The 22,756-nt window shown below is 39.0% G+C and carries 19 protein-coding genes and 1 pseudogene; 6 read left to right on the top strand and 14 right to left on the bottom strand.

What is annotated here, in order from left to right; genetic code table 11:
- Nucleotides 1-23: 23 nt before the first annotated feature.
- Both PVV59_RS00865 and PVV59_RS00860 read right to left on the bottom strand, forming a co-directional pair.
- Nucleotides 24-962, bottom strand: coding sequence for a site-specific tyrosine recombinase XerD (locus tag PVV59_RS00865; RefSeq protein WP_273753993.1), 939 nt, complete (start codon nt 960-962; stop codon nt 24-26).
- A complete protein-coding gene (locus PVV59_RS00860; RefSeq protein ID WP_273753992.1) occupies nt 962-1,120 on the bottom strand; it encodes a hypothetical protein in 159 nt (52 codons plus the stop codon). Before PVV59_RS00860 ends, PVV59_RS00865 begins: the two co-directional genes overlap by 1 nt.
- A 95-nt stretch (nt 1,121-1,215) precedes the next feature.
- Between PVV59_RS00860 and PVV59_RS00855 the strand changes: the two are divergent.
- The 4 genes and pseudogenes from PVV59_RS00855 (at nt 1,216) to PVV59_RS00840 (ending at nt 4,155) form a co-directional block, all read left to right on the top strand.
- Nucleotides 1,216-1,849: pseudogene (locus PVV59_RS00855) on the top strand (shikimate kinase).
- Nucleotides 1,824-2,957, top strand: a complete 1,134-nt coding sequence (gene aroB / locus PVV59_RS00850; protein WP_273753990.1) for a 3-dehydroquinate synthase — start codon at nt 1,824-1,826, stop codon at nt 2,955-2,957. Before PVV59_RS00855 ends, aroB begins: the two are co-directional and overlap by 26 nt.
- A 404-nt stretch (nt 2,958-3,361) precedes the next feature.
- On the top strand, nt 3,362-3,745 hold the full coding sequence (locus PVV59_RS00845) for an MliC family protein (protein WP_273753989.1): 384 nt from the start codon (nt 3,362-3,364) through the stop codon (nt 3,743-3,745).
- Nucleotides 3,746-3,762: 17 nt separating this feature from the next.
- Entirely contained in the window at nt 3,763-4,155 is a 393-nt protein-coding gene (locus tag PVV59_RS00840; RefSeq protein ID WP_273753987.1) for an MliC family protein, read from the top strand.
- A 17-nt stretch (nt 4,156-4,172) separates the two neighbouring features.
- Here the strand turns inward: PVV59_RS00840 and mnhG are convergent, their stop codons facing one another.
- The 7 genes from mnhG to PVV59_RS00805 form a co-directional block, all read right to left on the bottom strand.
- Nucleotides 4,173-4,583, bottom strand: a complete 411-nt coding sequence (gene mnhG, locus PVV59_RS00835) for a monovalent cation/H(+) antiporter subunit G (protein ID WP_273753986.1) — start codon at nt 4,581-4,583, stop codon at nt 4,173-4,175.
- On the bottom strand, nt 4,580-4,861 hold the full coding sequence (locus PVV59_RS00830; protein ID WP_120121498.1) for a K+/H+ antiporter subunit F: 282 nt from the start codon (nt 4,859-4,861) through the stop codon (nt 4,580-4,582). The genes mnhG and PVV59_RS00830 overlap by 4 nt, the downstream gene beginning before the upstream one ends.
- Entirely contained in the window at nt 4,861-5,343 is a 483-nt protein-coding gene (locus PVV59_RS00825; RefSeq protein ID WP_273753984.1) for a Na+/H+ antiporter subunit E, read from the bottom strand. Before PVV59_RS00825 ends, PVV59_RS00830 begins: the two co-directional genes overlap by 1 nt.
- Complete coding sequence (locus PVV59_RS00820) at nt 5,340-6,962, bottom strand: monovalent cation/H+ antiporter subunit D (protein ID WP_273753983.1); 1,623 nt, start codon at nt 6,960-6,962, stop codon at nt 5,340-5,342. Before PVV59_RS00820 ends, PVV59_RS00825 begins: the two co-directional genes overlap by 4 nt.
- A complete protein-coding gene (locus tag PVV59_RS00815; RefSeq protein WP_005774297.1) occupies nt 6,962-7,303 on the bottom strand; it encodes a Na+/H+ antiporter subunit C in 342 nt (113 codons plus the stop codon). The genes PVV59_RS00820 and PVV59_RS00815 overlap by 1 nt, the downstream gene beginning before the upstream one ends.
- Nucleotides 7,303-10,224, bottom strand: a complete 2,922-nt coding sequence (locus PVV59_RS00810) for a monovalent cation/H+ antiporter subunit A (RefSeq protein WP_273753982.1) — start codon at nt 10,222-10,224, stop codon at nt 7,303-7,305. The genes PVV59_RS00815 and PVV59_RS00810 overlap by 1 nt, the downstream gene beginning before the upstream one ends.
- A 231-nt stretch (nt 10,225-10,455) precedes the next feature.
- Complete coding sequence (locus PVV59_RS00805; protein WP_273753981.1) at nt 10,456-10,953, bottom strand: BA14K family protein; 498 nt, start codon at nt 10,951-10,953, stop codon at nt 10,456-10,458.
- A 167-nt stretch (nt 10,954-11,120) separates the two neighbouring features.
- On the opposite strand from PVV59_RS00805, the gene PVV59_RS00800 reads away from it, so the two are divergent.
- Complete coding sequence (locus PVV59_RS00800) at nt 11,121-12,218, top strand: carboxynorspermidine decarboxylase (protein WP_273754076.1); 1,098 nt, start codon at nt 11,121-11,123, stop codon at nt 12,216-12,218.
- A gap of 56 nt (nt 12,219-12,274) precedes the next feature.
- The gene (locus PVV59_RS00795) at nt 12,275-13,513 is read left to right on the top strand and encodes a saccharopine dehydrogenase family protein (RefSeq protein WP_273753980.1); all 1,239 of its coding nucleotides are present in this window, start codon (nt 12,275-12,277) and stop codon (nt 13,511-13,513) included.
- Nucleotides 13,514-14,729: 1,216 nt separating this feature from the next.
- Here the strand turns inward: PVV59_RS00795 and lpdA are convergent.
- From lpdA to sucC, 5 genes are all read right to left on the bottom strand, one after another.
- Entirely contained in the window at nt 14,730-16,136 is a 1,407-nt protein-coding gene (lpdA, locus tag PVV59_RS00790; RefSeq protein WP_273753979.1) for a dihydrolipoyl dehydrogenase, read from the bottom strand.
- 31 nt (nt 16,137-16,167) lie between these two features.
- Nucleotides 16,168-17,379, bottom strand: coding sequence for a 2-oxoglutarate dehydrogenase complex dihydrolipoyllysine-residue succinyltransferase (gene odhB / locus PVV59_RS00785; RefSeq protein WP_273753978.1), 1,212 nt, complete (start codon nt 17,377-17,379; stop codon nt 16,168-16,170).
- Between the two features lie 32 nt (nt 17,380-17,411).
- Entirely contained in the window at nt 17,412-20,411 is a 3,000-nt protein-coding gene (locus PVV59_RS00780; RefSeq protein WP_273753977.1) for a 2-oxoglutarate dehydrogenase E1 component, read from the bottom strand.
- A gap of 164 nt (nt 20,412-20,575) precedes the next feature.
- Entirely contained in the window at nt 20,576-21,478 is a 903-nt protein-coding gene (sucD, locus tag PVV59_RS00775) for a succinate--CoA ligase subunit alpha (protein ID WP_273753976.1), read from the bottom strand.
- A gap of 3 nt (nt 21,479-21,481) precedes the next feature.
- Nucleotides 21,482-22,678 carry an ADP-forming succinate--CoA ligase subunit beta gene (gene sucC, locus PVV59_RS00770; protein WP_273753974.1) on the bottom strand — a complete coding sequence of 399 codons (1,197 nt, stop codon included), beginning with the start codon at nt 22,676-22,678 and terminating at the stop codon, nt 21,482-21,484.
- Nucleotides 22,679-22,756 lie beyond the last annotated feature (78 nt).

The following is a 22,756-nucleotide window of genomic DNA, read 5'->3' as shown; positions in this document are numbered from 1 at the left end:
TTTTCTAAAACATCACCTTTTCTTTAACGAGCCTTTTGCACATCGGCAAGTGGATGATGCTCATTAACGAGACGATAAAGTCCTTCTTCTAACACATGGGTATAAATCTGAGTGGTAGAAATATCAGAATGACCTAACAAATGTTGAACGGCCCGCAAATCAGCACCATTTTGCAAAAGATGGCTAGCAAAAGCATGACGTAACACATGGGGAGAAAAGCTTTCACTTTTTATTCCAGCCCTTTTAGCAAGATTCTTCAATTCTCGCGCAACAACTTGACGTGCAATATAGCCTGTTTTTGAATGGGCTGGAAAAAGATAAAGACTTTTCGCATCTTCTCCCTGATCACGTAAATTCAACCACTGCAAAAGAACTTGATAGGCTTTTTTTGATAACAGCACCATTCGTTCTTTTTTTCCCTTACCGCGAACCAAGATACTGTATGCTTTCCCTCGAACAGCCTGCACAGGCAGACTCACCAACTCACTAATGCGTAATCCTGTTGCATAAAGCATTTCGCTCAATAGCTGAAGACGCAATGCGCGCAGATAATCCTTAGATCCATACTCTGCTTGATTAACCTCCACCTGCGCCAAATCAAGAAATTTTGTCACCGCATCTTCACTGATAATTTTGGGCAAAGGACGCCCTTGGCGAGGGGCATCAATATCATTGGAAGGATCATCTACTCTTAATCCCTCTGCATAAAGAAACTGATAGAATTGACGCAATGTTGATAAACGGCGTGCTTGTGACGTTGCAGTAAAACCAAATGTATGCATGAGCGACAAAAGAGCAATAAGATCCTCTTTTTGTGCTGAAAGGAGCGAAACCGAATGCGAAGACAATTCCTCTTGCGCCCATTGTAAATCACGCTGATAAGCCGCAAGCGTATGAGCAGAAGCGCTTCGCTCAGCACTCATCATTTCAAGAAAACGCTCTATCACAATGTTACTTTTCATTAATTCATTCTCAAAGAAAGAGCCAGTGAATCCAAAGGGACATCAACAGACATATCCACAGTTACAGGGTCAACAAAAATGACAAGAATGATCATTATACTAAAAAGAATAGCAAGCAAAATGAAAAGAATCATCAAAAGTCTGGTTAATGTTGGCATAAAATAATAAACTTCCCCAAATACTCTATCTCTTATTTTATCCTATAAAGATTAACAGGAATTGACTTTAAAACAGATAAATGCCGAAATAAGCTATGAAAAGTAATAGACCCCAACATCAACCTCTCTCACAAATAAAAAGACAAGTCTCATCATCTCTTGATAAACGCGCTCTTGTGTTTGTTGGTCTTATGGGAGCAGGAAAATCAGTCATCGGAAAACGCGTTGCCACCATACTTGATTTACCCTTTTATGATTCTGATCAAGAAATTGAAAAAGCTTCAAAAATGACCATCACCGAACTCTTTAAAATTTATGGTGAATCAGAGTTCCGCGCTCTTGAACAGCGTGTTATTCTCAATCTTATAAAAAAAAGTCCTCTCATTTTAGCAACTGGTGGCGGTGCATACATAAATCAAAACATTCGAAAAGCCATTCATCAAAATGCTATATCTATCTGGCTCAAAGCCGACCTTGATATCCTCATGCAACGTGTCTCGAAGCGCAAAACGCGGCCCCTTCTCCAAACAGAAAACCCTAAAGAAACCATGCAAAAGCTCATGGACCAGCGTTATCCTATTTATGCAAAGGCAAACTTAACAATTCACACACATAAAGAAAGCTGTCTTACCGTAGCAAAAAATGTCATACGATCTATACATCACTATCTCGATACAGAAAAATAACCACAGGAACAACAAGCATGCAAACCAAAACCGTTACTGTTAAACTGGACAAGCGCTGTTATAATATCATCATTGGACCAAATCTCATTGCGCAAGCAGCTTTACAAATTAAGCATTCTCTTCAGAAAACGGATTTTCATCAAACGCGTTTAGCAATTGTTACAGATACAAATGTTGCACCTCTCCATTTGGATCCATTACAAGCAGAGTTAACAAAAAATAAAATTCACACTGTCCCTATTATTGTAGAAGCAGGAGAACAATCAAAATCATTTTCAACCTTGCAAACTGTTATCGACCAAATTCTTGCCGCACGCTTAGAAAGAGGTGACTGTGTGATTGCTTTTGGTGGCGGTGTGATTGGAGATCTAGCAGGATTTGCCGCAAGTATGATACGCCGCGGAATGAATTTCATTCAGATGCCCACAACGCTTCTTGCACAAATTGATTCTTCTGTTGGTGGAAAAACGGGCATCAACAGCCGATATGGTAAAAATCTTATTGGTGCTTTTTATCAACCGCAATGCGTTATTTCTGACACATCTGTTCTTGATACACTCCCACCACGCCAATTTCGCGCAGGTTATGCAGAAATGGTTAAATATGGTCTTATTAACCAACCTGAATTCTTTGCATGGCTTGAAAAAAACGGACAAAAAATTTTCTCCAATGGCCCCATGCGAACAGAAGCTATTGTCCGCTCATGCCAATTTAAAGCTGCCATAGTCGCCCGTGACGAATACGAAACAGGGGAGCGCGCACTCTTAAATCTCGGTCATACCTTTGGGCACATGCTTGAAACAGCAACCGCTTATGATTCCAAGCGCTTAATTCACGGTGAAGCTGTAGCAATTGGAATGATTCTGGCACATCAATTCTCTGCACAACTGAATCTATGTGACCCCACACTCATACATCGTATCGAAACACACCTTAAAGCTGTAGGTTTACCTATACGGTTAAAGGATATCCCAGGAGATCTACCAGATGCTGAAACATTGATGAATCTCATTGCTCAAGATAAAAAAGTTTCACAAAACAATTTGACCTTTATTTTAACACGGGGACTTGGCCAATCATTTATTGCAAAAAATGTTCCATCAGATGCAGTTTTATCCTTTTTGGAACAAAAATTAACAGAAATTCGTTAATTCATATTGAATATAATTGATTCGTTTTTATACTTCTATTAAAGGAATAGTTATGATGATGTCTACGTAGCTCAGTAGGATAGAGCACAGGATTCCTAAAGAAATTGGGCGCCTTGAGGAGAAATCCTCAAAGTGGATCTGCTCAAATTCGGGGAAAGCTTCATGGGCAAAACTATATGCCAATCCCGAGCCAAGCCTCTCTTAACATGAGAGGAAGGTGTAGAGACTGAACGGGCAGCACCTAAAAGGCGCAAGCTTTACGGTGAAGAGACAGTCCAGACCACAAACAGCTTTTAACGCTGGCGGTGAAAATCGAAGTGGTATGAATCCTGGGGTCGCAGGTTCGAATCCTGCCGTAGACACCATCTTATTAAGACAAATTACTTTTCATATAGGGAAGCATTATGAAAAAAACTCTACAAATTTTAGGATTTTTTTCCTCTTTATTATTTTTCAATGTTAGCAGCACCTTAGCTGCAGCTTTAGTCATTGAAGTGTCAGGTAATCCAGAAACACAAACCGTAACCTATCAATGTGATATGGGTACAAATAAAGAACGCGTTGAAGCAACTTATCACAACACTGACGATTTTTCATTGGTTGATTTCAAATGGAAAGGCGATCGTATTATCGCTGCGAATGTTATTGCTGCTTCTGGAGCAAAATATGTAGGGGAGCAGTATATCTGGTGGGAGAAAAATAAAGAAGTAACACTTTATGATCTTATCCAAGATCCAGAAGAAAAAAAGCCCATCCTCTGTAAGGATGAATCACTGTTATTATTTTAAATAACTGAGGAAATATCATGAAAAAAATTGCTTTTATTGTGGGATTTTTTATTTCTTTAAGCCTACCGCTATTCGGTTCACTTAATGCTTTTGCAGGCTCTTTAGTTATTGAAGTGCCAGATGATCCAGAGCCAACAACAGAAGTTACTACCTATCAATGTGAAACAGGTACAAGTAAAGAGCATGTTGAAGTAACCTATCTCAATGCGGGTAATATTTCGCTTGTTGATTTCAAATGGCAAGAAAAGCGCATCATCGCTTCCCGCAGCATAAGTGCTTCTGGAGCAAAATATATGGGAGGACCCTATATATGGTGGACAAAAGGAAACGAAGCCACACTTTCTGATCTCATTAATGATCCAGAAGAAAAAAATCTTATTCAATGTGTAGAAGAACAAAAAACAGAATAAAAAAAGCTTATAGTGTCTTAAAAATCGCTCTGGCTCGTGTCACGTGACATTTCGTCGGAAACAGAGGTTTTTTTTTCCCTCTGACGTGATAAAAGAGCCAGCGGTTTTTCTAATTTATTTTCTGAATAGTGTCGGTAAGCCGCTGCTTGCGATATCAACATAGAAGCGGCCGGTATAGTTACAAGTAAAAAAATCATCAACAAAAATTCATGAAAAACAAAATGATGATCTACAAAAATTGAATAAAGAAACGACGCAACAAGAATACTACCAGCGCCCCAACTTGTACTGAGTGAAAGCATATGTAAACGCTTATAAAAACTGGGAAGACGCACCAATCCTATCGTTCCAATCAACGTAAGACCCGATCCTAAGATCAAAAAAACCGTAACAGCAACAGCAACAATAAGCGATACATCATCCTTCATTCAATAATCTCCCCTCGCATGAGGAATTTTGCCAACGCAATACTTGATACAGGGCCCAATAAGCCAACAATGAGAGCTGCCACAAAATAAATGGTTGTGCCTGAACGGATATCAAATGTCAAAAATAAAAGAATAGTGATTATATAAAGAGCATCCAACCCCACAATCCGATCTTGCGCTCGTGGACCACGAATCAGCCGAAACAGTGCGAGAATCATTGCCAAACTTAAAAAAAATTGCGAAAGATAAAGCCCCCAATAAAGGATCACCATACTCATTAAAAAATCTCCAAAAGTAATTGCTCATAGCGTTTTTTGATCAATTTTTGGTAATCAAATCCATTTTCAAAATTTAAGACATGAAGCAAAAGTTCACTATTCTTTCTATTATAGGCAATCCAAATAGTCCCTGGAGTTGCTGAAAGAATACATGCCAAAACAGCTAAAGCTGTGCGACTTTCAAGCGAAATAGGCACCACAATAAAACCAGACTGCTGTGTTCGAGATCTTTTGGTTAAAACGAAGTAAGCCACAACAATATTTGAAATAATAGAATCAATAAACACACGAAAAAACAGCTTAAAAACGGCACGCCAACTTTTAATCGTTATTTTTTCCGGCTCAAGAAGCCGCATCATCCAGCCCCCAAATAAAGCAATGATAACGCCTAAAAGCAGTTGACCGAAACTAAAGCCATTTAAGATCAGCCACATAAAAATAATTGCTAAGCTAGAAAAAGAGAAAAAATAACGGTATTTCACTGATAAATTCCCCTATTTTCAAGAGAAAAATCATCTAAAACGCTGCCAATATAATTTTGAGGTTCATGCAAAGTTTTAGCTGTTTCAAGCATATAACGACTAACAGGACCAGCGACAATTGTAATAAGAAAACACAAAGCAAGTAGAACGGCAATGGGGGCAAATTCAATCACTTGCACCCGTGGAATCCTCCCTTCAAGAGAGATCCAAAAAGTTCGAATGCCCGTTCGTGTCATCGCAATAAAAGCCGCAAAACCAGAGAGATTGATAAAAGTTATAAAAAGCCAATCGTAATAAACAGGTAGAGAGGGAGAAATATTTTCTTTACTATGGTTTAAGAGTGCCACAAACATCATAAATTTAGAAACAAAACCAGAAAAAGGAGGCAGGCCAATAATCAAAAGTGCACAAAAACCAAAACAAGCTCCAAGAATTGCCAAAGCTACGGGTAAATAAGTGCCTACTTCATCTTCTTCCTCTTCTTCATCGTCCCCATAAACTTCCATTGTCACCGTCAAAACATTAGCTGCGACATCTTGACAGCGTTCAACCAATTCCACCAAAAGAAAAAAAGCGCCCAGTGCTAAAGTCGAGGAAACAATATAAAAGAGTGCTCCTGCGATCAGTGCTGTATTACCGATCCCGATTGCGCTCAACAATGTCCCAGAAGAGACCAAAATGCTATAAGCTGCCAAACGTACCAAGATTTGGCTTGCCAACACCCCAATAAAACCAAAAGCCATAGTAGCAAGCCCACCGTAAAACAAAACCGTTTGACCAAAATGGTTAAAATGTCCACTTTCTGGTCCAAACCATAACAATGTTAAGCGTAAAATAATATAAATACCGACTTTGCTTAAAAGTGCAAAAGAAGCCCCAACAGGTGCTACTGCTGCACTATAAGTTGGCATCAACCAAAAATTCAATGGCCACACCCCTGCTTTAATTAAGAAAGCAATTCCCAAAAGAGCAGCCCCTATTTCAAATAAAGTCATATCGCTAGAAGCTATATATTGCATTTTTACAGCCAAATCAGCCATATTGAGGGTACCTACGATTCCATAAATAAGTGCCGCACCAATGAGAAAAAACAACGAAGCAACCAGATTAATCACGACATAATGCAACCCAGCACGCACACGTAGCGGACCAGAACCATGCAACGCAAGCCCATAAGAGGCTGTTAACATCACTTCAAAAAATACAAATAAATTAAATAAATCACCTGTTAAAAAAGCGCCGTTTATTCCAACCATGAAAAATTGCATCAATGACTGAAAATGAGAACCCGCTTTATACCAATGAGCCCGCGCAAAAACCAACGAAGCACTGATCAACAAGCTAGAAAGCAAAAGCATCATAGCACTTAAGCGATCAAGCACCAAAACAATACCAAAAGGAGAAGGCCAACTACCAAGCCGATAAACATCCACAGCTGGTGCAACTTCAAGAGCACGCATCACCAATAAAACAGCAACAACAACCAACAATGCGGCAGAAAAAATACTTATGAGTGATTTCAGTTTTGAACGACGTTCATCATAGAAAAGAAGAAGGGCTCCAGTACTTAACGGCAAAAGAATTGGCATGATAAGAAGGTGATGCACACAAGCTTCCATCACTGTACCTCACGTCCATCAACATGATCTGAACCTGTTAAACCGCGTGAAACCAACAAGATAACCAAAAAGAGGGCTGTTGTTGCAAAACCGATCACAATTGAAGTTAAAACCAAAGCCTGTGGAAGAGGATCAACATAATTCGCCGGATTGATAGCCATCGTAGGATCAACAATTGGCGCTGCATTACTGCGTGGTCTACTCATTGCAAAGATGAAAAGATTAACACCATAGGATATCAAGGATAAACCAAGAATGACTTGAAAAGTTCGGGGGCGCAAAATGAGCCAAATTCCAGATCCAACAAGAACGCCAATGGCCAAAGAAAGAATAATTTCCATTAATTTTCCTTCTCTTTTAAAGTAGGTTTTTTACCGATTCGGTAACTACGAATGGATTGATGTGCAAGGGCAATTAAAATGAGAATTGTTGCTCCCAACACAAGAGAAAACACACCAAAATCAAACAAAAAAGCAGATGCTATAGGAATCTTTCCAATCAATGGCATATGAATATATTGGAAAAATGATGTTAAAAAAGGGTACCCAACAAACAAAGCCCCTGCTCCCGTGACAACCGATAGCAATAAGCCAAAGCCCATCCAGCGTAAAGGCAAAACTCTTAAATGATTTTCTACCCAACGAATATCCCGCGCAAGATACTGCAAAATAAAGCCTATCGCTAAAGTTACCCCTCCTACAAATCCCCCTCCAGGAAGATCATGTCCTCGCACAAATAGATAAAAAGAAAAAGCAATAATAACGGAAAAGAGCCACCCCATAATAACAGAAGGAATAGCGAGATAGTTTAAGATTGTATCCCCCACGTTTCGATCCGGTTGTGCTTTATCAAAAGCTTCCTGAACACGTTGTTGAAACGGCGGCTCAATACTTTCAGGAGCAGGACGGAATCGACGCAAAAGAGCAAAGACAGTTAAAGAAACACCCCCCAAAACCACAACCTCTCCCATCGTATCAAAACCACGAAAATCCACTAACAATACATTCACAACATTGCGACCACCTGCACCAGAATAAGCATTTTTCAGAAAAAAATTAGAAACCGTTGTCCCTTGAGGACGTGTCATCATCGCAAAAGAGAGCCATGCAACACCAGCACCTCCTATAATTGCTAAGATGAAATCACGGGCGCGACGTAAACGTACCCAAAAATGAACAGATGTTGGAGAAGAATTATACACACGCTTAGGCAACCAACGCAAACCAAGCAATAATAAAACAACTGTCACCACTTCAACAACCAATTGCGTTATAGCCAAATCGGGCGCAGAAAGCCATAAAAAGGTTGCACATGTCATTAACCCTGCTCCCCCCAAAAGCATGAGGGATGCAAGACGATGAAACTTTGCTTGCCAAGCGACTAAAATCGCGCACAATCCACCGACCAGCCAAATAACAAGAAAAGGAATATCAAGTGGAAAAAGCGGCAGCCCTCCTAGTGCGATTAAACCATCATGCCAAAGCAAAAGACCAACAAAAATAAAACATACAGTAAAAATCCAGTGCAACTGGATTTGCAAACGACGTGTTGACAAAAGAGCTTCCACCGCACGTGCCCATTTCCAAGAAATAATCACAAGAATGCGTTCAAAAATACGCGGTCCTTTCAAATGACGAAAAAAGGGAGCACCATCATCACAAGATAAAAAATAACGCCGCCCGACAACATAGAGCAAGCCTCCCCCTAATAAAGCCACCAAGCTCATCATTAATGGTGTATTAAACCCATGCCAAACAGCCAAGCTATAAGAGATCGTCATCGGTCCTAAAACAGATACAACAGCATTATCTAAAATAGGCCCGATTGTAAAATTAGGAAAAATACCAACAGCCAAACAAATAAACACCAAAAGTTCCATGGGTAAACGCATAAAATGCGGTGGTTCATGCGGTATTTTAGGTAATTCGTCCGATTTTGGTCCCCAAAAGACCCCATGAATAAAACGTATAGAATAGGTTACGCTAAATAGGCTAGCAAGTGTTGCTACATAGGGAGAAATCCAGTCAAGCCATGATTCCATGTGCGTTTCAACAGCTTCAGCAAAAAACATTTCTTTTGATAAAAAACCATTGAGCAAAGGAACACCAGCCATTGCCGCACTTGCTACTAAAGCAAGTGTTGCTGTAATCGGCATAGAGCGATAAAGACCTGTTAACTTGCGCATATCACGTGTTCCCGTTTCGTGATCAATAATGCCGGCAGCCATAAATAGAGACGCTTTAAAAGTAGCATGATTGGCCATATGAAAGATTGCTGCAACACACGCAAGGGGACTCCCAAGACTTAAAAGCGTGGTAATCAATCCAAGATGACTAATCGTTGAGTAAGCAAGCAGTCCCTTTAAATCTTGCTGAAACATAGAAAAATAAGCGCCAAGCAACAATGTTGAAAGTCCTGAAAAGCCAACTATCCAAAACCAAGTTTCTGTCCCAGAAAGCACGGGCCATAAACGAACTAACAAAAACAACCCTGCTTTTACCATCGTTGCCGAATGCAAATAAGCCGATACGGGTGTTGGAGCTGCCATCGCATTAGGTAACCAAAAATGAAAAGGAAACTGTGCGCTTTTTGTTAATCCACCCAATAAAATACAAATAAGGGTAGGGATATAAAGCGAACTTGATCGGATTACATCGCCAGACTGTAAAATTTTATCCAAATCAAAACTACCAACAATATACCCAATCAATAAAACCCCAATAAAAAGGGCAAAACCACCAAAACCTGTAATCGTTAAAGCCATACGCGCCCCTTCACGCGCACTGGCATTATGATACCAATAACCAATCAACAAAAAAGAAAAAATACTAGTAAGTTCCCAGAAAACAACCAAAAAGATGAGATTACCTGATAAAACAATCCCTGTCATTGAGCCCATAAAGGCTAGAAAAAAAGAAAAAAACCGTGGTACAGAATCCGCAGGATCCATATAATAACGGGCATAAACAACGACAAGCAACCCAATTCCTGTAATGAGCAAGCAAAAAAGCCACGATAAACCATCCATTCGGAGGATAAAATCACCCCCCCATTCTGGAAGCCAATGAATATTTAAACGGATAATGTGATTGCCGCGAATTGCTGGATAAAGCATGATAGTAAAAAGAAGGCTAAAAAGAGCAATGCCCCCAGCAAACCACGCTTCATTATTTTTTGCTGTCGAACGAAAAAAACCAATAACAGTACTTCCACAAAAGGGAAGCAAAATAAGCAATATCAACATTGCTTCCCGTACTGTCATTCTTTAAGCTCCATCCTGTCTTTAATATTTTGTCATTGACAAAACAAAAGTTTATATTTCCCCCCATTCCACACTTAACGATAATAAGATTTAATAAAACTTAAAAGTATTTAAATTTTTCAAAAAAACAATGCCCGCATAGAAATACTGCACACCAAACAAGCTTTCTTTTTTATTGTAAGAACAATAACACTCACGACAAGAAGCAATTAAAATTTTATTTAATTATTTCTATCCTTTAAAAAAACGCGATAAACACTGTTTACGCGAACCATGAAAAGGCTGAAAACTATTATCATTTTCTTTATAAGAGCGATAACGGGAACGACAAGATTTAATATGCTGTTTCAGCATCCATGGCTCTTTTTTTTCTAATTTTTCTGAAGAAGAGGTTAAAAAGATTCTTTTAGCACCTGATACAACTTTTAATGATGCGCTTTTTGTGCTTAAGTGCGGTGATGTCACAAAAGCCGCTTCAGGATACCACCAATTATCTTTATACTTAACGTAACCACGCCGATAATGATGATAACCCTTAAAACCATTAAGTTCTCTACGCCCCGTAAAAATCAAAGGCTCCGAACTCTCTTGGACAGAAGTCTGAGAAACCAGTTTGGCTTTAGCATCACCTTTATTTTGCCCCAAATGAACAAGAGCAGTTGTTATAATGAAAATACTGCTCATAAATAAAAAAGCTAAAGCATAATATAATTTTTTTTTCATACGCATAACGCAAAACTCAAACTAATAAATGACAGCCGTTACAGAAAGCCTTTCTATTGCTAGACAGAAACAGATTCTTTTCTTAAGATTCTTTTTTCTTGAGACATTCTGTTACTCTTTGTACTAAACGCTGATCTCAAGAATAAGATCCTTTAAAAAAGAATGAATAAATGATGATAAAAACCCCATACTATCTTATAGACAAATCGAAACTCATCAAAAATATGCAAATAATTTCTCGTTTACGAGAAATGTCCGAAGCAAAAGTTTTGCTTGCTTTGAAATGTTTTGCCACATGGAGTGTTTTTGATGTCATGTCTGAATTTATGGATGGAACCACCTCATCATCTCTTTATGAACTGCGTTTAGGAAGAGAAAAATTTGGCAAAGAAACCCATGCCTATTCGGTTGCTTGGGCTGATCACGAAATTGATGAAGCCTGTGGTTATGCAGATAAAATTATCTTTAACTCAATCCAGCAACTTCAACGCTTTTCTGATGCAACAAAAACCATTCAACGAGGTCTAAGATTAAATCCAGGAATAAGTGCATCCAATTTTGATCTTGCTAATCCCTCCCGCCCTTTTAGTCGCTTAGGAGAAACAAACCAAAGTGCTATTAAAGAAGTTCTACCTCTCATCAACGGCTTGATGATCCATAACAATTGTGAAAATGCTAACTTTAATCTTTTTAACCAAATGCTTGGGGTTATGGAAGAAAAATTTTCAGAACTTTTTTCTGCCGTAGATTGGATAAGCCTTGGTGGTGGAATTCATTTTACAGCTGAAAATTATCCTCTAGAAACTTTCGCAGAACGCTTAAAACAGTTTTCAGAAACCTATGGTGTCACTATTTTTCTAGAACCAGGAGAAGCTGCTATAACAAAAAGTACCACTCTAGAAGTCAGTGTTCTTGATACATTGTATAATGAAAAGAATCTTGCTATCGTTGATAGCTCAATCGAAGCACATATGCTTGATCTTCTCATTTACCGCGAAAATGCGAAATTAGAACCAAATCAAGGTCCGTATGAAATTATGGTCTGCGGCAAATCTTGCCTTGCCGGTGATATTTTTGGAACATTTCAATTTCCAAAACCTCTGAAAATAGGGGATAGACTGTCTTTTCAGGATACAGCAGGTTATACAATGGTCAAGAAAAACTGGTTTAATGGCGTTGCAATGCCTGCCATTGTCATAAAAGAATTTGATGGTACACTAACGCTTCAACGTCAATTTAACTATCATGATTATCAGATAAGTCTTTCATGAAAGAATAACCACAAAAAAACGTCATACAACAGTATTAAAAAGGAGATGAACCTACAATGAAAAAAAACGTTCTCATTATTGGTGCTGGAGGTGTTGCACAAGTTGTTGCGCACAAATGTGCTCAAAACAATGACATTTTTGGTGAAATTCATATTGCTTCACGAACACTCAAAAAATGTGAAGCCATTATTGCTTCTATTAAAGAAAAAAATTCTATGAAAGAACAAGGTGTTCTCAAAAGCCATTTGCTTAATGCCATGAATGTAGAAGAAACTGTAAAGCTCATCCAAAAAACCAAATGTGAAATTGTCATTAATGTTGGTTCAGCTTTTCTTAATATGTCTGTTCTCTCAGCTTGTATCGAAACCAAATGTGCTTATATCGATACTGCCATTCATGAAGATCCTCTTAAAATTTGTGAAACACCACCCTGGTATGGCAATTATGAATGGCCTCGACGTCAAGAATGTGAACAAGCGGGTATCACGGCTATTTTAGGCGCTGGTTTTGATCCAGGCGTTGTAAATTCTTATGCAGCGTTAGCGCATAAATCTTATTTCGATAAGATCACTGATATCGATATCATTGACATTAATGCTGGAAGTCATGGACGTTGGTTTGCCACGAATTTTGATCCAGAAATTAACTTTCGTGAATTTACAGGACAAGTATGGTCATGGCAAAATAAAAAATGGGTTTCCAATAAAATGTTTGAAATCAGCCATGAATGGGATCTTCCTGTTGTTGGAAAACAAAAAGCCTATATGACAGGACATGATGAAATTCATTCACTTTCCAAAAATCTTGATGTCCAAAATGTCCGCTTCTGGATGGGTTTTAGTGATCGTTACATCACTGTTTTTACCGTTTTGAAAAATCTTGGTCTCTTATCCGAACAGCCTGTTACAACAGCAGAAGGTCAAGAAGTCATTCCTTTAAAAGTTGTAAAAGCTGTCTTACCCGATCCTTCTTCTCTCGCCCCTGAATACACAGGAAAAACCTGTATTGGGGATCTTATCAAAGGTGAAAAAGATGGAAAACCAAAAGAAATTTTTATTTATAACATAGCCGATCACAAACAAGCTTTTCATGAAACCGGAGCACAAGGTATTTCCTATACAGCTGGTGTACCAGCAGCTGTAACAGCCCTTCTCATTGCCACAGGCGAATGGAATGTTAAAACGATGGTCAATGTAGAAGAATTACCTCCCCACCCTTTCCTAAAATATCTTGATCATATGGGGCTTCCCACCTTTATAAGAGAACAAGAAGAGAATAAAAAATTACAATTTTAAATTTATTCCTATAGAAAACATAGGTCTGTTTTTTTCAGTTATTATAAAATCACCTCATGAAAAAACATAATATTCATATGAATATTATGTTTTTTCAAAAATTTTAGCTATGGGTCATGTTTTGAGAACATTGGGATTTCTTAAAAATTTGAAAGAAAGATCCAGATCATCTTTTTTAAGACAGAGCAAGCAACGAGTAAAAAGGACTAAGAGGCAAAAACTAACTTAATCATATTGTATGGCCTACTATTGTCATAAAAAAAGATATAAAATACCACCTTTAAAGGTGGTATTTTTCAAAATATTTAGCACCCTCTTGATCTTAAAAAAAACAAATCCTTAACCCACACTAATCATTAAACAATCAGATTTCTTTAAGAAAACGCCACTTTCCTTCACGCTTCATATGTCTCGCATAATCTATAACTCATTAATTTATAAAAATAAAATATCGTTTCTCTAAACAATGGTTTATAAATAATCCAACTTCTTATCGAATACCTTCCACTTAGCTTTCCACTGCATGAACTCTATAAGCAAACTTTTCTCTTAATATAAATTGTAAGTATAATTTATTTATTTCACACGTTGAATGAGAGCTCCTAATACCGTAGGATTCTCTTATGGCAAGTCTATTTATATAAAACCATTTTTTCCACATATCACAAGCGGCGAGAGTCCTTATAAATAAAAGAAGCAGCAAGAAAAAATACCTCTTATAAATGCTCTCAAATAGACGAAAATTGTATAACATTGAAGACCCATAAATATAACTTGGCGCCAACTTATGCCTTTTATGAAGCATAAAGATAGTGGTATATAATGCGTTTTATATACTTCACGAAGAGCTTTACAGTTACACCCTTCACGAGCACACTATCGCGAAATAGATTTGAGAGCTTTGAGAGATGTTTCCTTAAAACAAAGAACGCAAATAGACTGAGAATCCTATCCTGAAATTTATAACAGGATAAAAATACCTCATATGTAAAATTTGATATAGACTAAATATAACTGCTTTAAACAAGTGTGCACAACAGAATAAACGATCAAAACGACACAATTGAAATCTAAAACAACAATTACTGAAAAGCACACAACGAATTAAGGAGAACACCTCGTACGATTGTTTTTATTCTCTCTCAAAATTTGTTGTATGCTTCACAAATATTTACTGTCCTTTTTGGCCTTTTAAAATGTAGGTTTTAAAAGCTTTTTAAATATGAAGCGGTTTAGCAAATGTTGCCAAAGCTGCTTCACGAACTGCTTCTGATAAGGTAGGGTGAGCATGACAACAGCGTCCTAGATCCTCTGATGAACCACCAAATTCCATTAAAACTGTAATTTCGTGAATCATTTCACCGGCACCAAACCCAAGAATATGCCCCCCCAAAACCCGATCTGTTTTCTTATCAGCAAGGATTTTAACAAACCCATCACTCTTTTGCATTGCACGTGCACGACCATTGGCCATAAAAGGAAATTTACCAACATTATATTCAATACCGGCTGCTTGTAGTTCTTCTTCTGTCTTTCCTACACTCGCAATTTCCGGCTGTGTATAAACAACACTAGGAATAACATCAAAATTAACATGCCCTTTTTGACCTGCCAAAATTTCTGCCACAGCAACGCCTTCTTCCTCTGCTTTATGCGCTAACATTGGTCCTTTTACGACATCACCAATCGCATAAATTCCAGGAACATTTGTCTGCCAATGGGTATCAATTGCAACAAATCCGCGTTCATCTAACTGAATACCAACTTCACTCAATCCAAGCCCCTCCGTATACGGAGAACGCCCAGTCGCAATAAGCACAACATCAGCCTCTAAAGTTTCAGATTCACCACCTTTAACAGATTCAAAGCTCACCTGAGCCGCTGAGCCAGATTGTGTAATGGCTGTTACCTTTGCACCCGTTTTATATTCAATCCCCTGCTTTTCCATTAACTTTTGAAATTGACGTGAAACTTCACCATCCATTGATCCCAAAACCTTATTCAGATACTCAATAATGGTCACCTTAGCCCCTAAACGGCTCCAAACTGAACCAAGTTCTGAACCAATGACACCAGCACCCACGACAATCATACGCGATGGTACTTTTTCAAGAGAAAGGGCTCCGGTAGAAGAAACAATAGTCTTTTCATCAATTTCAACATTCACTCCTGGAATGCCTGAACTCTCTGAACCTGTAGCAATGATAATATTTTTTGTTTCAATTGTTTGTTTATGACCATCTCTAGCAACAACTTCCACATGACCCGCACTCAAAATTTTGGCTGTTCCAAAAAAAGTATCAACTTTATTTTTTTTCATCAAAAAAGACACGCCACTTGTATTGGCTGTCACTACAGCTTTCTTATGAAGCATCATTTGTTCAAGATTAAGCTTAGATTTGCCAATAGAAACCCCAAGCGTTTCAAAACCATGCTGGGTTTCAGCAAACACTTCTGAAGCATGCAACAATGCTTTAGAAGGTATACAACCAACATTGAGACATGTTCCCCCTAATGTTGTACGCTTTTCAATAATCGCTACTTTAAGCCCTAGTTGTGCCGCCTTTATTGCCGCTACATAACCACCTGGACCCGCTCCGATCACAGCCACATCATAAGACATCCGTTTCTCCTTTCATCCTGAAAACTGTATTTTACAAGTCAAGAACAAGGCGTTCCGGATCTTCTAGGCTTTCCTTAACACGCACAAGGAAAGTTACAGCTTCTTGCCCATCCACAATACGGTGATCATAAGAAAGCGCTAAATACATCATGGGGCGGATCACAACTTGGCCCTCGATAACCATTGCTCGCTCTTTAATTGCATGCATTCCCAAAATACCAGATTGTGGTGCATTCAAAATCGGTGTTGACATCAACGATCCATACACACCACCATTGGTAATGGTAAAAGTTCCGCCTTGCATATCAGAAACGGCTAATTTCCCATCACGCGCAAGACGTCCCAAACGGCCAATCTCTTTTTCAATCTCTGCCAATGACATTTGATCTGCATCACGCACCACTGGAACGACAAGACCTTTATCCGTTCCAACAGCAATTCCAACGTTGACATAGTTTTTGTAAACAATGTCTGTTCCATCAATTTCGGCATTAACAGCGGGAAGTTCTTTTAATGCATGACAAACAGCTTTGGTAAAAAATCCCATAAAACCAAGTTTAACACCATGCTTCTTTTCAAAAAGATCCTTATAACGCTTGCGCAAATCCATTACCGCAGACATATCAACCTCATTAAATGTGGTTAACATTGCTGCTACATTTTGCGCATCTTTAAGACGACGAGCAATTGTTTGACGCAATTTAGTCATACGAACCCGCTCTTCACGCGTTTCTGGAACAGAAACCATTGAAGAACCTGTTGCAGAGGAAGAAGGAGTAGGCGTTTTTGTTCTTTGTTCTAATCCACCAAGAACATCCTCTTTAAGAATTTGTCCATGTTTTCCAGAACCTGAAATATCACTTTTTGCTACATTATTTTCAGCCATCAATTTTGCTGCTGAGGGTGAAGGAGGCATAGTACTACTCGAAGCAAGCTTCTCCGTTTTAGATGAAGCCGCTGGCACAGGTGTCGCAGAAGCTGAAAATGATTGGAAAGCACCGGCTTGGCCAGCTTCCACCATTCCTAAAAGAGCTTTCACTTCAACCGTATCGCCTTCTTTTGCGATGATTTCAGATAATTTTCCAGCAACAGGAGAAGGAACTTCAACAGTTACCTTATCAGTTTCTAATTCAACCAAAGGCTCATCCATAGCGACAGCTTCGCCCAGTTTTTTAAACCATTTGCCAACCGTTGCTTCGGTAACCGATTCGCCCAAAGTAGGAACACGGATTTCAGTAGTCATAATATTTTTCCATACATCAGAGTAGTAACAAATTAAGAACCTAACGCGTCTTTAAGAAACGCAGCCAGTTGTTCAAGGTGTTTCACCATTAACCCAGAGGCCGGTGATGCGCTCGCCGGACGTCCTGCATAACGAGCACGTGAATATTGCGCATTAATATGCGTCAAAACCCATTCCAAATAAGGCTCAATAAATGACCAAGCCCCCATGTTTTTTGGCTCTTCTTGGCACCAAAAAACTTCTGCCTGCAAAAAGCGTGATAACACACTCACCAAAACCTTTGCAGGGAAAGGATATAACTGTTCAATACGAAGAAGATAAACATCATCAATACCCTTTTTTTCACGTTCTTCATAAAGGTCGTAATAAACCTTACCCGTACAAAGAACGACACGGCGAATTTTATTATCTTTTTGCAACTTCACAACAGAATCTTTGAGACATTCTGCATCATCAAGCAATACACGAGAGAAACTCGTTTCTGGTCCCATTTCACTGAGAAGAGAAACAGCTCGTTTATGACGCAAAAGTGATTTAGGTGTCATTAAAATCAATGGCTTACGGAAATCACGCTTAATTTGTCGACGCAAAATATGAAAATAATTTGCAGGTGTTGTACAATTAGCAACCTGCATATTATCTTCCGCACAAAGCTGAAGAAACCGCTCCAAACGTGCAGAAGAATGCTCCGGCCCTTGTCCTTCAAAACCATGAGGCAATAAGCACACAAGACCAGACATACGAAGCCATTTACGTTCTGCAGATGAAATAAATTGATCAAAAATGACCTGTGCACCATTAGAGAAGTCACCAAATTGTGCTTCCCAAAGGATTAATCCTCGTGGTTCAGCAAGAGAATATCCATATTCAAAACCAAGAACAGCTTCTTCAGAAAGCATAGAATTAACAACTTCATAAAGTGCTTGCCCCTTTTGTAAATGATTCAAAGGAATATAACGCGCTTCATTTTCTTGGTCATAAAGAACTGAATGACGTTGTGAAAAAGTTCCCCGTTCAACATCTTCACCCGAAAGACGAACCGGTGCTCCTTCTAAACAAAGTGAGCCAAAAGCGAGAGCTTCAGCGGTAGCCCAGTCAACGCCCTCACCGGTTTCGAAAATTTTAGCACGATTGTTTAAAAAACGCTGTATCGTTTTATGAACATGAAAATTCTCTGGAATTTCGACAAGTTTCTGACCAATTTTCTTTAAAGTCTTTAATTCAACACCCGTTTCTTTAGAATGTTGCTCTTCAGCATTACTAAAAGCTTTGAGCCCCGTCCAACTTCCATCAAGCCAATCAGCCTTATTGGGCTTATAAGAAGCACTTGCTTCAAGCTCGCCTTCAAGTTTATCGCGCCATAACTTTTTTTGTTGCTCAATCTCTTCTGAAGAAACCAATCCTTCTGCGATCAATTGATCACTATAAAGCTGAAGAGTTGTTTTATGATTACGAATTGCTTTATACATAAGTGGCTGCGTAAAGGAAGGTTCATCACCTTCATTATGTCCATAACGGCGATAACAAAACATATCAATGACCACCGGTTTATGGAAAATTTGACGAAACTCCATTGCTATTTTTGCAACAAAAACAACAGCTTCAGGATCATCACCATTCACATGAAAAATGGGAGCATCAATCATTTTTGCAACATCAGATGGATAAGGCGAAGAACGTGAAAAACGTGGCGCTGTTGTAAAACCAATCTGATTATTAATAATAACATGAAGTGAACCTGCAACACGATAACCTTTGAGACCTGAAAGACCAAAGGTCTCTTGGATAACGCCTTGACCTGCAAAAGCAGCATCACCGTGAATAAGCAATGGCAACACTTTTGAACGCTCACTCAATGGGAGTGAATCAGTGTGTGTGGGTCCGACAAGTTGATCTTGTTTAGCACGTGCTTTTCCCATAACAACTGGATCAACAATCTCAAGATGAGAGGGGTTAGCTAAAAGTGATAAATGCACTTTATTACCATCAAAGTCCAAATCAGCCGTCGTTCCTAAATGATATTTAACATCGCCTGATCCCTCTACATCATCAGGCTTATAAGATCCCCCTTTGAATTCATGAAAGATAGCTCTATGCGGCTTAGCGAGAACTTGTGAAAGAACATTTAAACGACCACGATGGGCCATTCCTAAGATAACTTCCTGCACCCCTAACGCACTACCGCATTTAATAATCTGTTCAAGAGCAGGAATTAGCGCTTCACCACCATCAAGTCCAAAACGTTTTGTTCCTTTATATTTAGTGTCTAAAAACTGTTCGAATCCCTCTGCTTCAATCAGCTTATTCAGAATAGCTTTCTTGTCTTGCTGGGTGAAAGCAATTTTTTTATCTCGCCCCTCAATACGCTCTTGAAGCCATGCTTTCTGGACTGGATCAGAAACATGCATATATTCCACACCGATTGTTGAACAATAGGTACGATTGAGAATTTCAAGCATTTGCGGAATAGTTGCATATTCCAACCCTAAAACATTATCAATAAAAATGGGACGTTCATAATCAGCAGGAGTAAAACCATAAGCTTCAGGAGAAAGTTCTTTATAATCTTCCAGATTTTCGGCCAATTGAAGAGGATCAAGCTTTGCCCGAAGATGCCCCCGTGCTCGAAATGCCCGAATCATCATAATGGCATGAACAGAATCACGCGTTGCACGAATAATATCTTGTTCACTGGAAGTTTTTCCCTTTTGAGCACCCCCCGTTGCTGCTTTTTCTTTCAATTTGTCACCAAGATATTTTTCAAGAGAAGACCAATCACCATCAAGAGCAGAAACCAATTCACCATCTGGCTTTAATGGCCAATGGTCATGCTGCCACGTTGCTCCTTCAGCATTTTTGAGAACATCTTCTCTGTTATCATGGAGACCTTCAAAAAAAGCACGCCACTGTGAATCAACACTGGTAGGATCTTTTTCATACTGAGCATAAAGTTGATCTATATAATCCGCATTCCCACCATACAGAAATGACGTTTGCGCAAAAAGACTATTTATCTCGTCCTGCCTTGCCATATATCTCTCCGGAACATCTATTCCGTCTCCTTATATCTTTCTTCGATCCTTAAATGCTTACAAAGCAGATGAGGGGTCGAACATTCAAAAAATTTTTGCTTTTTATACTCAAGCTTTTTCACCTGAATTTAAGAAAATACTCCTAATTCAGGTGAAGTTTTCTTTTAGCCTTTCAAAACTGACATCAAAGTCTTACCTATCTGTGATGGTGAAGGAGACACACGAATCCCTGCTGATTCCATTGCTGCAATTTTATCTTCTGCCCCACCTTTACCACCAGAAATAACAGCACCAGCATGCCCCATTGTACGTCCTGGAGGAGCCGTACGACCAGCAATAAAACCAACAACTGGCTTTTTACGACCTTTTCTCGCTTCATCTTGGAGGAACTGTGCTGCTTCTTCTTCAGCAGAACCACCAATTTCACCAATCATAACAATAGATTGAGTTTCATCATCTGCTAAAAACATTTCCAACACATCAACAAATTCAGTTCCCTTAACAGGATCACCCCCAATCCCTATAGCGGTTGTTTGTCCAAGACCTTCCTGACTCGTTTGAAAAACAGCCTCATAAGTTAAAGTTCCAGACCTTGAAACAACACCAACAGAACCTTTTCTAAAAATAGAACCAGGCATAATACCAATTTTACATTCGTTTGGTGTGAGAATACCAGGACAATTAGGACCAATAAGACGAGATTTTGAATTTTCTAATCGCGCCTTTACCTTGACCATATCCATAACGGGAATGCCTTCCGTAATACAGATAATTAAACGAACTTCAGCCTCAATTGCTTCTATAATAGCTGCCGCAGCCCCTGAAGGAGGAACATAAATAACGGAAGCATCAGCACCTGTTTTTTCTTTTGCTTCTGAAACACTAGCAAAGATAGGAAGAGTTTCACCTTTTGACCCCCCCCATGTCTCACCCCCCTTTTTAGGATTAACACCACCAACCATTTGCGTGCCATGATAAGCAAGAGCCTGTTCTGTATGAAATGTTCCTGTTTTTCCTGTAAGCCCTTGAACGAGAATTTTCGTCTCTTTATTCACAAGAATCGACATAACTTAAGCTCCCTTCACGGCTACAACAATTTTTTTAGCAGCATCATCTAAATCATCAGCGGGAATAACATTCAAACCACTGTCCTTGATAATTGCTTTACCCTGCTCAACATTCGTTCCTTCAAGACGAACAACTAAGGGAACCTTTAAACCAACTTCACGCACAGCAGCAACCACACCTTCAGCAATAACATCACAACGCATAATACCACCAAAAATGTTAACCAAAATGCCTTTAACATTTGGATCAGCTGTAATAATTTTAAAAGCAGCTGTCACCTTTTCTTTTGATGCGCCACCACCAACATCCAAAAAATTTGCCGGTTCAGCTCCATAAAGCTTAATGATATCCATGGTTGCCATCGCAAGCCCCGCACCATTGACCATACAACCAATTGTGCCTTCAAGAGCAACATAAGCAAGATCATGCTTTGAGGCTTCGATTTCTTTTGGATCTTCTTCTGAAAGATCGCGTAATTCTAAAATATCTGGATGACGAAACAACGCATTATTATCAAAAGAAACTTTTGCATCCAGAACGCGCAAGTGACCATCTTTCATCACAATAAGTGGATTAATTTCTAAAAGACTCATATCTTTTTCACAAAATGCCTTATAGAGAATTGGAAAAAGCTTTTCACCATCTTCTCGTGCACACCCTTGCAATCCCAATGCATCACAAAGTCTTCCACAATCAGCTGAGGTAACACCCTCGACCACCTCAATGGGCAGAGTAAAGATTTTTTCTGGTGTCTCTTCAGCAACCGTTTCAATATCCATTCCACCTTCTGTTGAAACAACAAAAGCGATCCGACCAACACTCCGATCAACCAAAAGAGAAAGATAAAGCTCGCGTTCAATATCAGCACCATCTTCAATATAAAGACGATTGACTTGTTTACCTTCTGGACCAGTTTGTTTGGTTACTAAAGTTTTGCCCAACATTTCTTGAACATTTGCAACGACTTCTTCAACAGATTGTGCAAGCCGAACACCCCCCTTTGCATCAAGACCAAGTTCTTTAAACTTACCCTTACCACGACCACCAGCGTGTATCTGACTTTTAACTACATAGAGAGGTCCAGGCAGTTTCTTTGCCCATTTTTCAGCTTGTTCTACAGAATAAATAGCAACACCATTTGCAATGGGTGCTCCATATTCATGAAGAAGACGTTTGGCCTGATACTCATGGATATTCATGCATTTATCCTTTTCTTTTATAGATTATTATTAATCCTAAAATTCTAATATTATCAATACTTTATTTTAATGAAAGAA

It is taken from the genome of Bartonella sp. MM73XJBT.G (assembly GCF_028618435.1).
In the GTDB taxonomy this organism is placed as follows: Bacteria; Pseudomonadota; Alphaproteobacteria; order Rhizobiales; family Rhizobiaceae; genus Bartonella.
Note: the sequence above shows the minus strand (reverse complement) of the source record. Positions and strands in the feature narration are given on the sequence as shown.

Excerpts from the sequence above, each read along its gene's own strand:
- PVV59_RS00865 (WP_273753993.1), bottom strand. The coding sequence starts at position 962 with ATGAAAAGTAACATTGTGATAGAGCGTTTTCTTGAAATGATGAGTGCT.
- PVV59_RS00860 (WP_273753992.1), bottom strand. The coding sequence starts at position 1,120 with ATGCCAACATTAACCAGACTTTTGATGATTCTTTTCATTTTGCTTGCT.
- aroB (WP_273753990.1), top strand. The coding sequence starts at position 1,824 with ATGCAAACCAAAACCGTTACTGTTAAACTGGACAAGCGCTGTTATAAT.
- PVV59_RS00845 (WP_273753989.1), top strand. The coding sequence starts at position 3,362 with ATGAAAAAAACTCTACAAATTTTAGGATTTTTTTCCTCTTTATTATTT.
- PVV59_RS00840 (WP_273753987.1), top strand. The coding sequence starts at position 3,763 with ATGAAAAAAATTGCTTTTATTGTGGGATTTTTTATTTCTTTAAGCCTA.
- mnhG (WP_273753986.1), bottom strand. The coding sequence starts at position 4,583 with ATGAAGGATGATGTATCGCTTATTGTTGCTGTTGCTGTTACGGTTTTT.
- PVV59_RS00830 (WP_120121498.1), bottom strand. The coding sequence starts at position 4,861 with ATGAGTATGGTGATCCTTTATTGGGGGCTTTATCTTTCGCAATTTTTT.
- PVV59_RS00820 (WP_273753983.1), bottom strand. The coding sequence starts at position 6,962 with ATGGAAGCTTGTGTGCATCACCTTCTTATCATGCCAATTCTTTTGCCG.
- PVV59_RS00815 (WP_005774297.1), bottom strand. The coding sequence starts at position 7,303 with ATGGAAATTATTCTTTCTTTGGCCATTGGCGTTCTTGTTGGATCTGGA.
- PVV59_RS00810 (WP_273753982.1), bottom strand. The coding sequence starts at position 10,224 with ATGACAGTACGGGAAGCAATGTTGATATTGCTTATTTTGCTTCCCTTT.
- PVV59_RS00805 (WP_273753981.1), bottom strand. The coding sequence starts at position 10,953 with ATGCGTATGAAAAAAAAATTATATTATGCTTTAGCTTTTTTATTTATG.
- PVV59_RS00800 (WP_273754076.1), top strand. The coding sequence starts at position 11,121 with ATGATAAAAACCCCATACTATCTTATAGACAAATCGAAACTCATCAAA.
- PVV59_RS00795 (WP_273753980.1), top strand. The coding sequence starts at position 12,275 with ATGAAAAAAAACGTTCTCATTATTGGTGCTGGAGGTGTTGCACAAGTT.
- lpdA (WP_273753979.1), bottom strand. The coding sequence starts at position 16,136 with ATGTCTTATGATGTGGCTGTGATCGGAGCGGGTCCAGGTGGTTATGTA.
- odhB (WP_273753978.1), bottom strand. The coding sequence starts at position 17,379 with ATGACTACTGAAATCCGTGTTCCTACTTTGGGCGAATCGGTTACCGAA.
- PVV59_RS00780 (WP_273753977.1), bottom strand. The coding sequence starts at position 20,411 with ATGGCAAGGCAGGACGAGATAAATAGTCTTTTTGCGCAAACGTCATTT.
- sucD (WP_273753976.1), bottom strand. The coding sequence starts at position 21,478 with ATGTCGATTCTTGTGAATAAAGAGACGAAAATTCTCGTTCAAGGGCTT.
- sucC (WP_273753974.1), bottom strand. The coding sequence starts at position 22,678 with ATGAATATCCATGAGTATCAGGCCAAACGTCTTCTTCATGAATATGGA.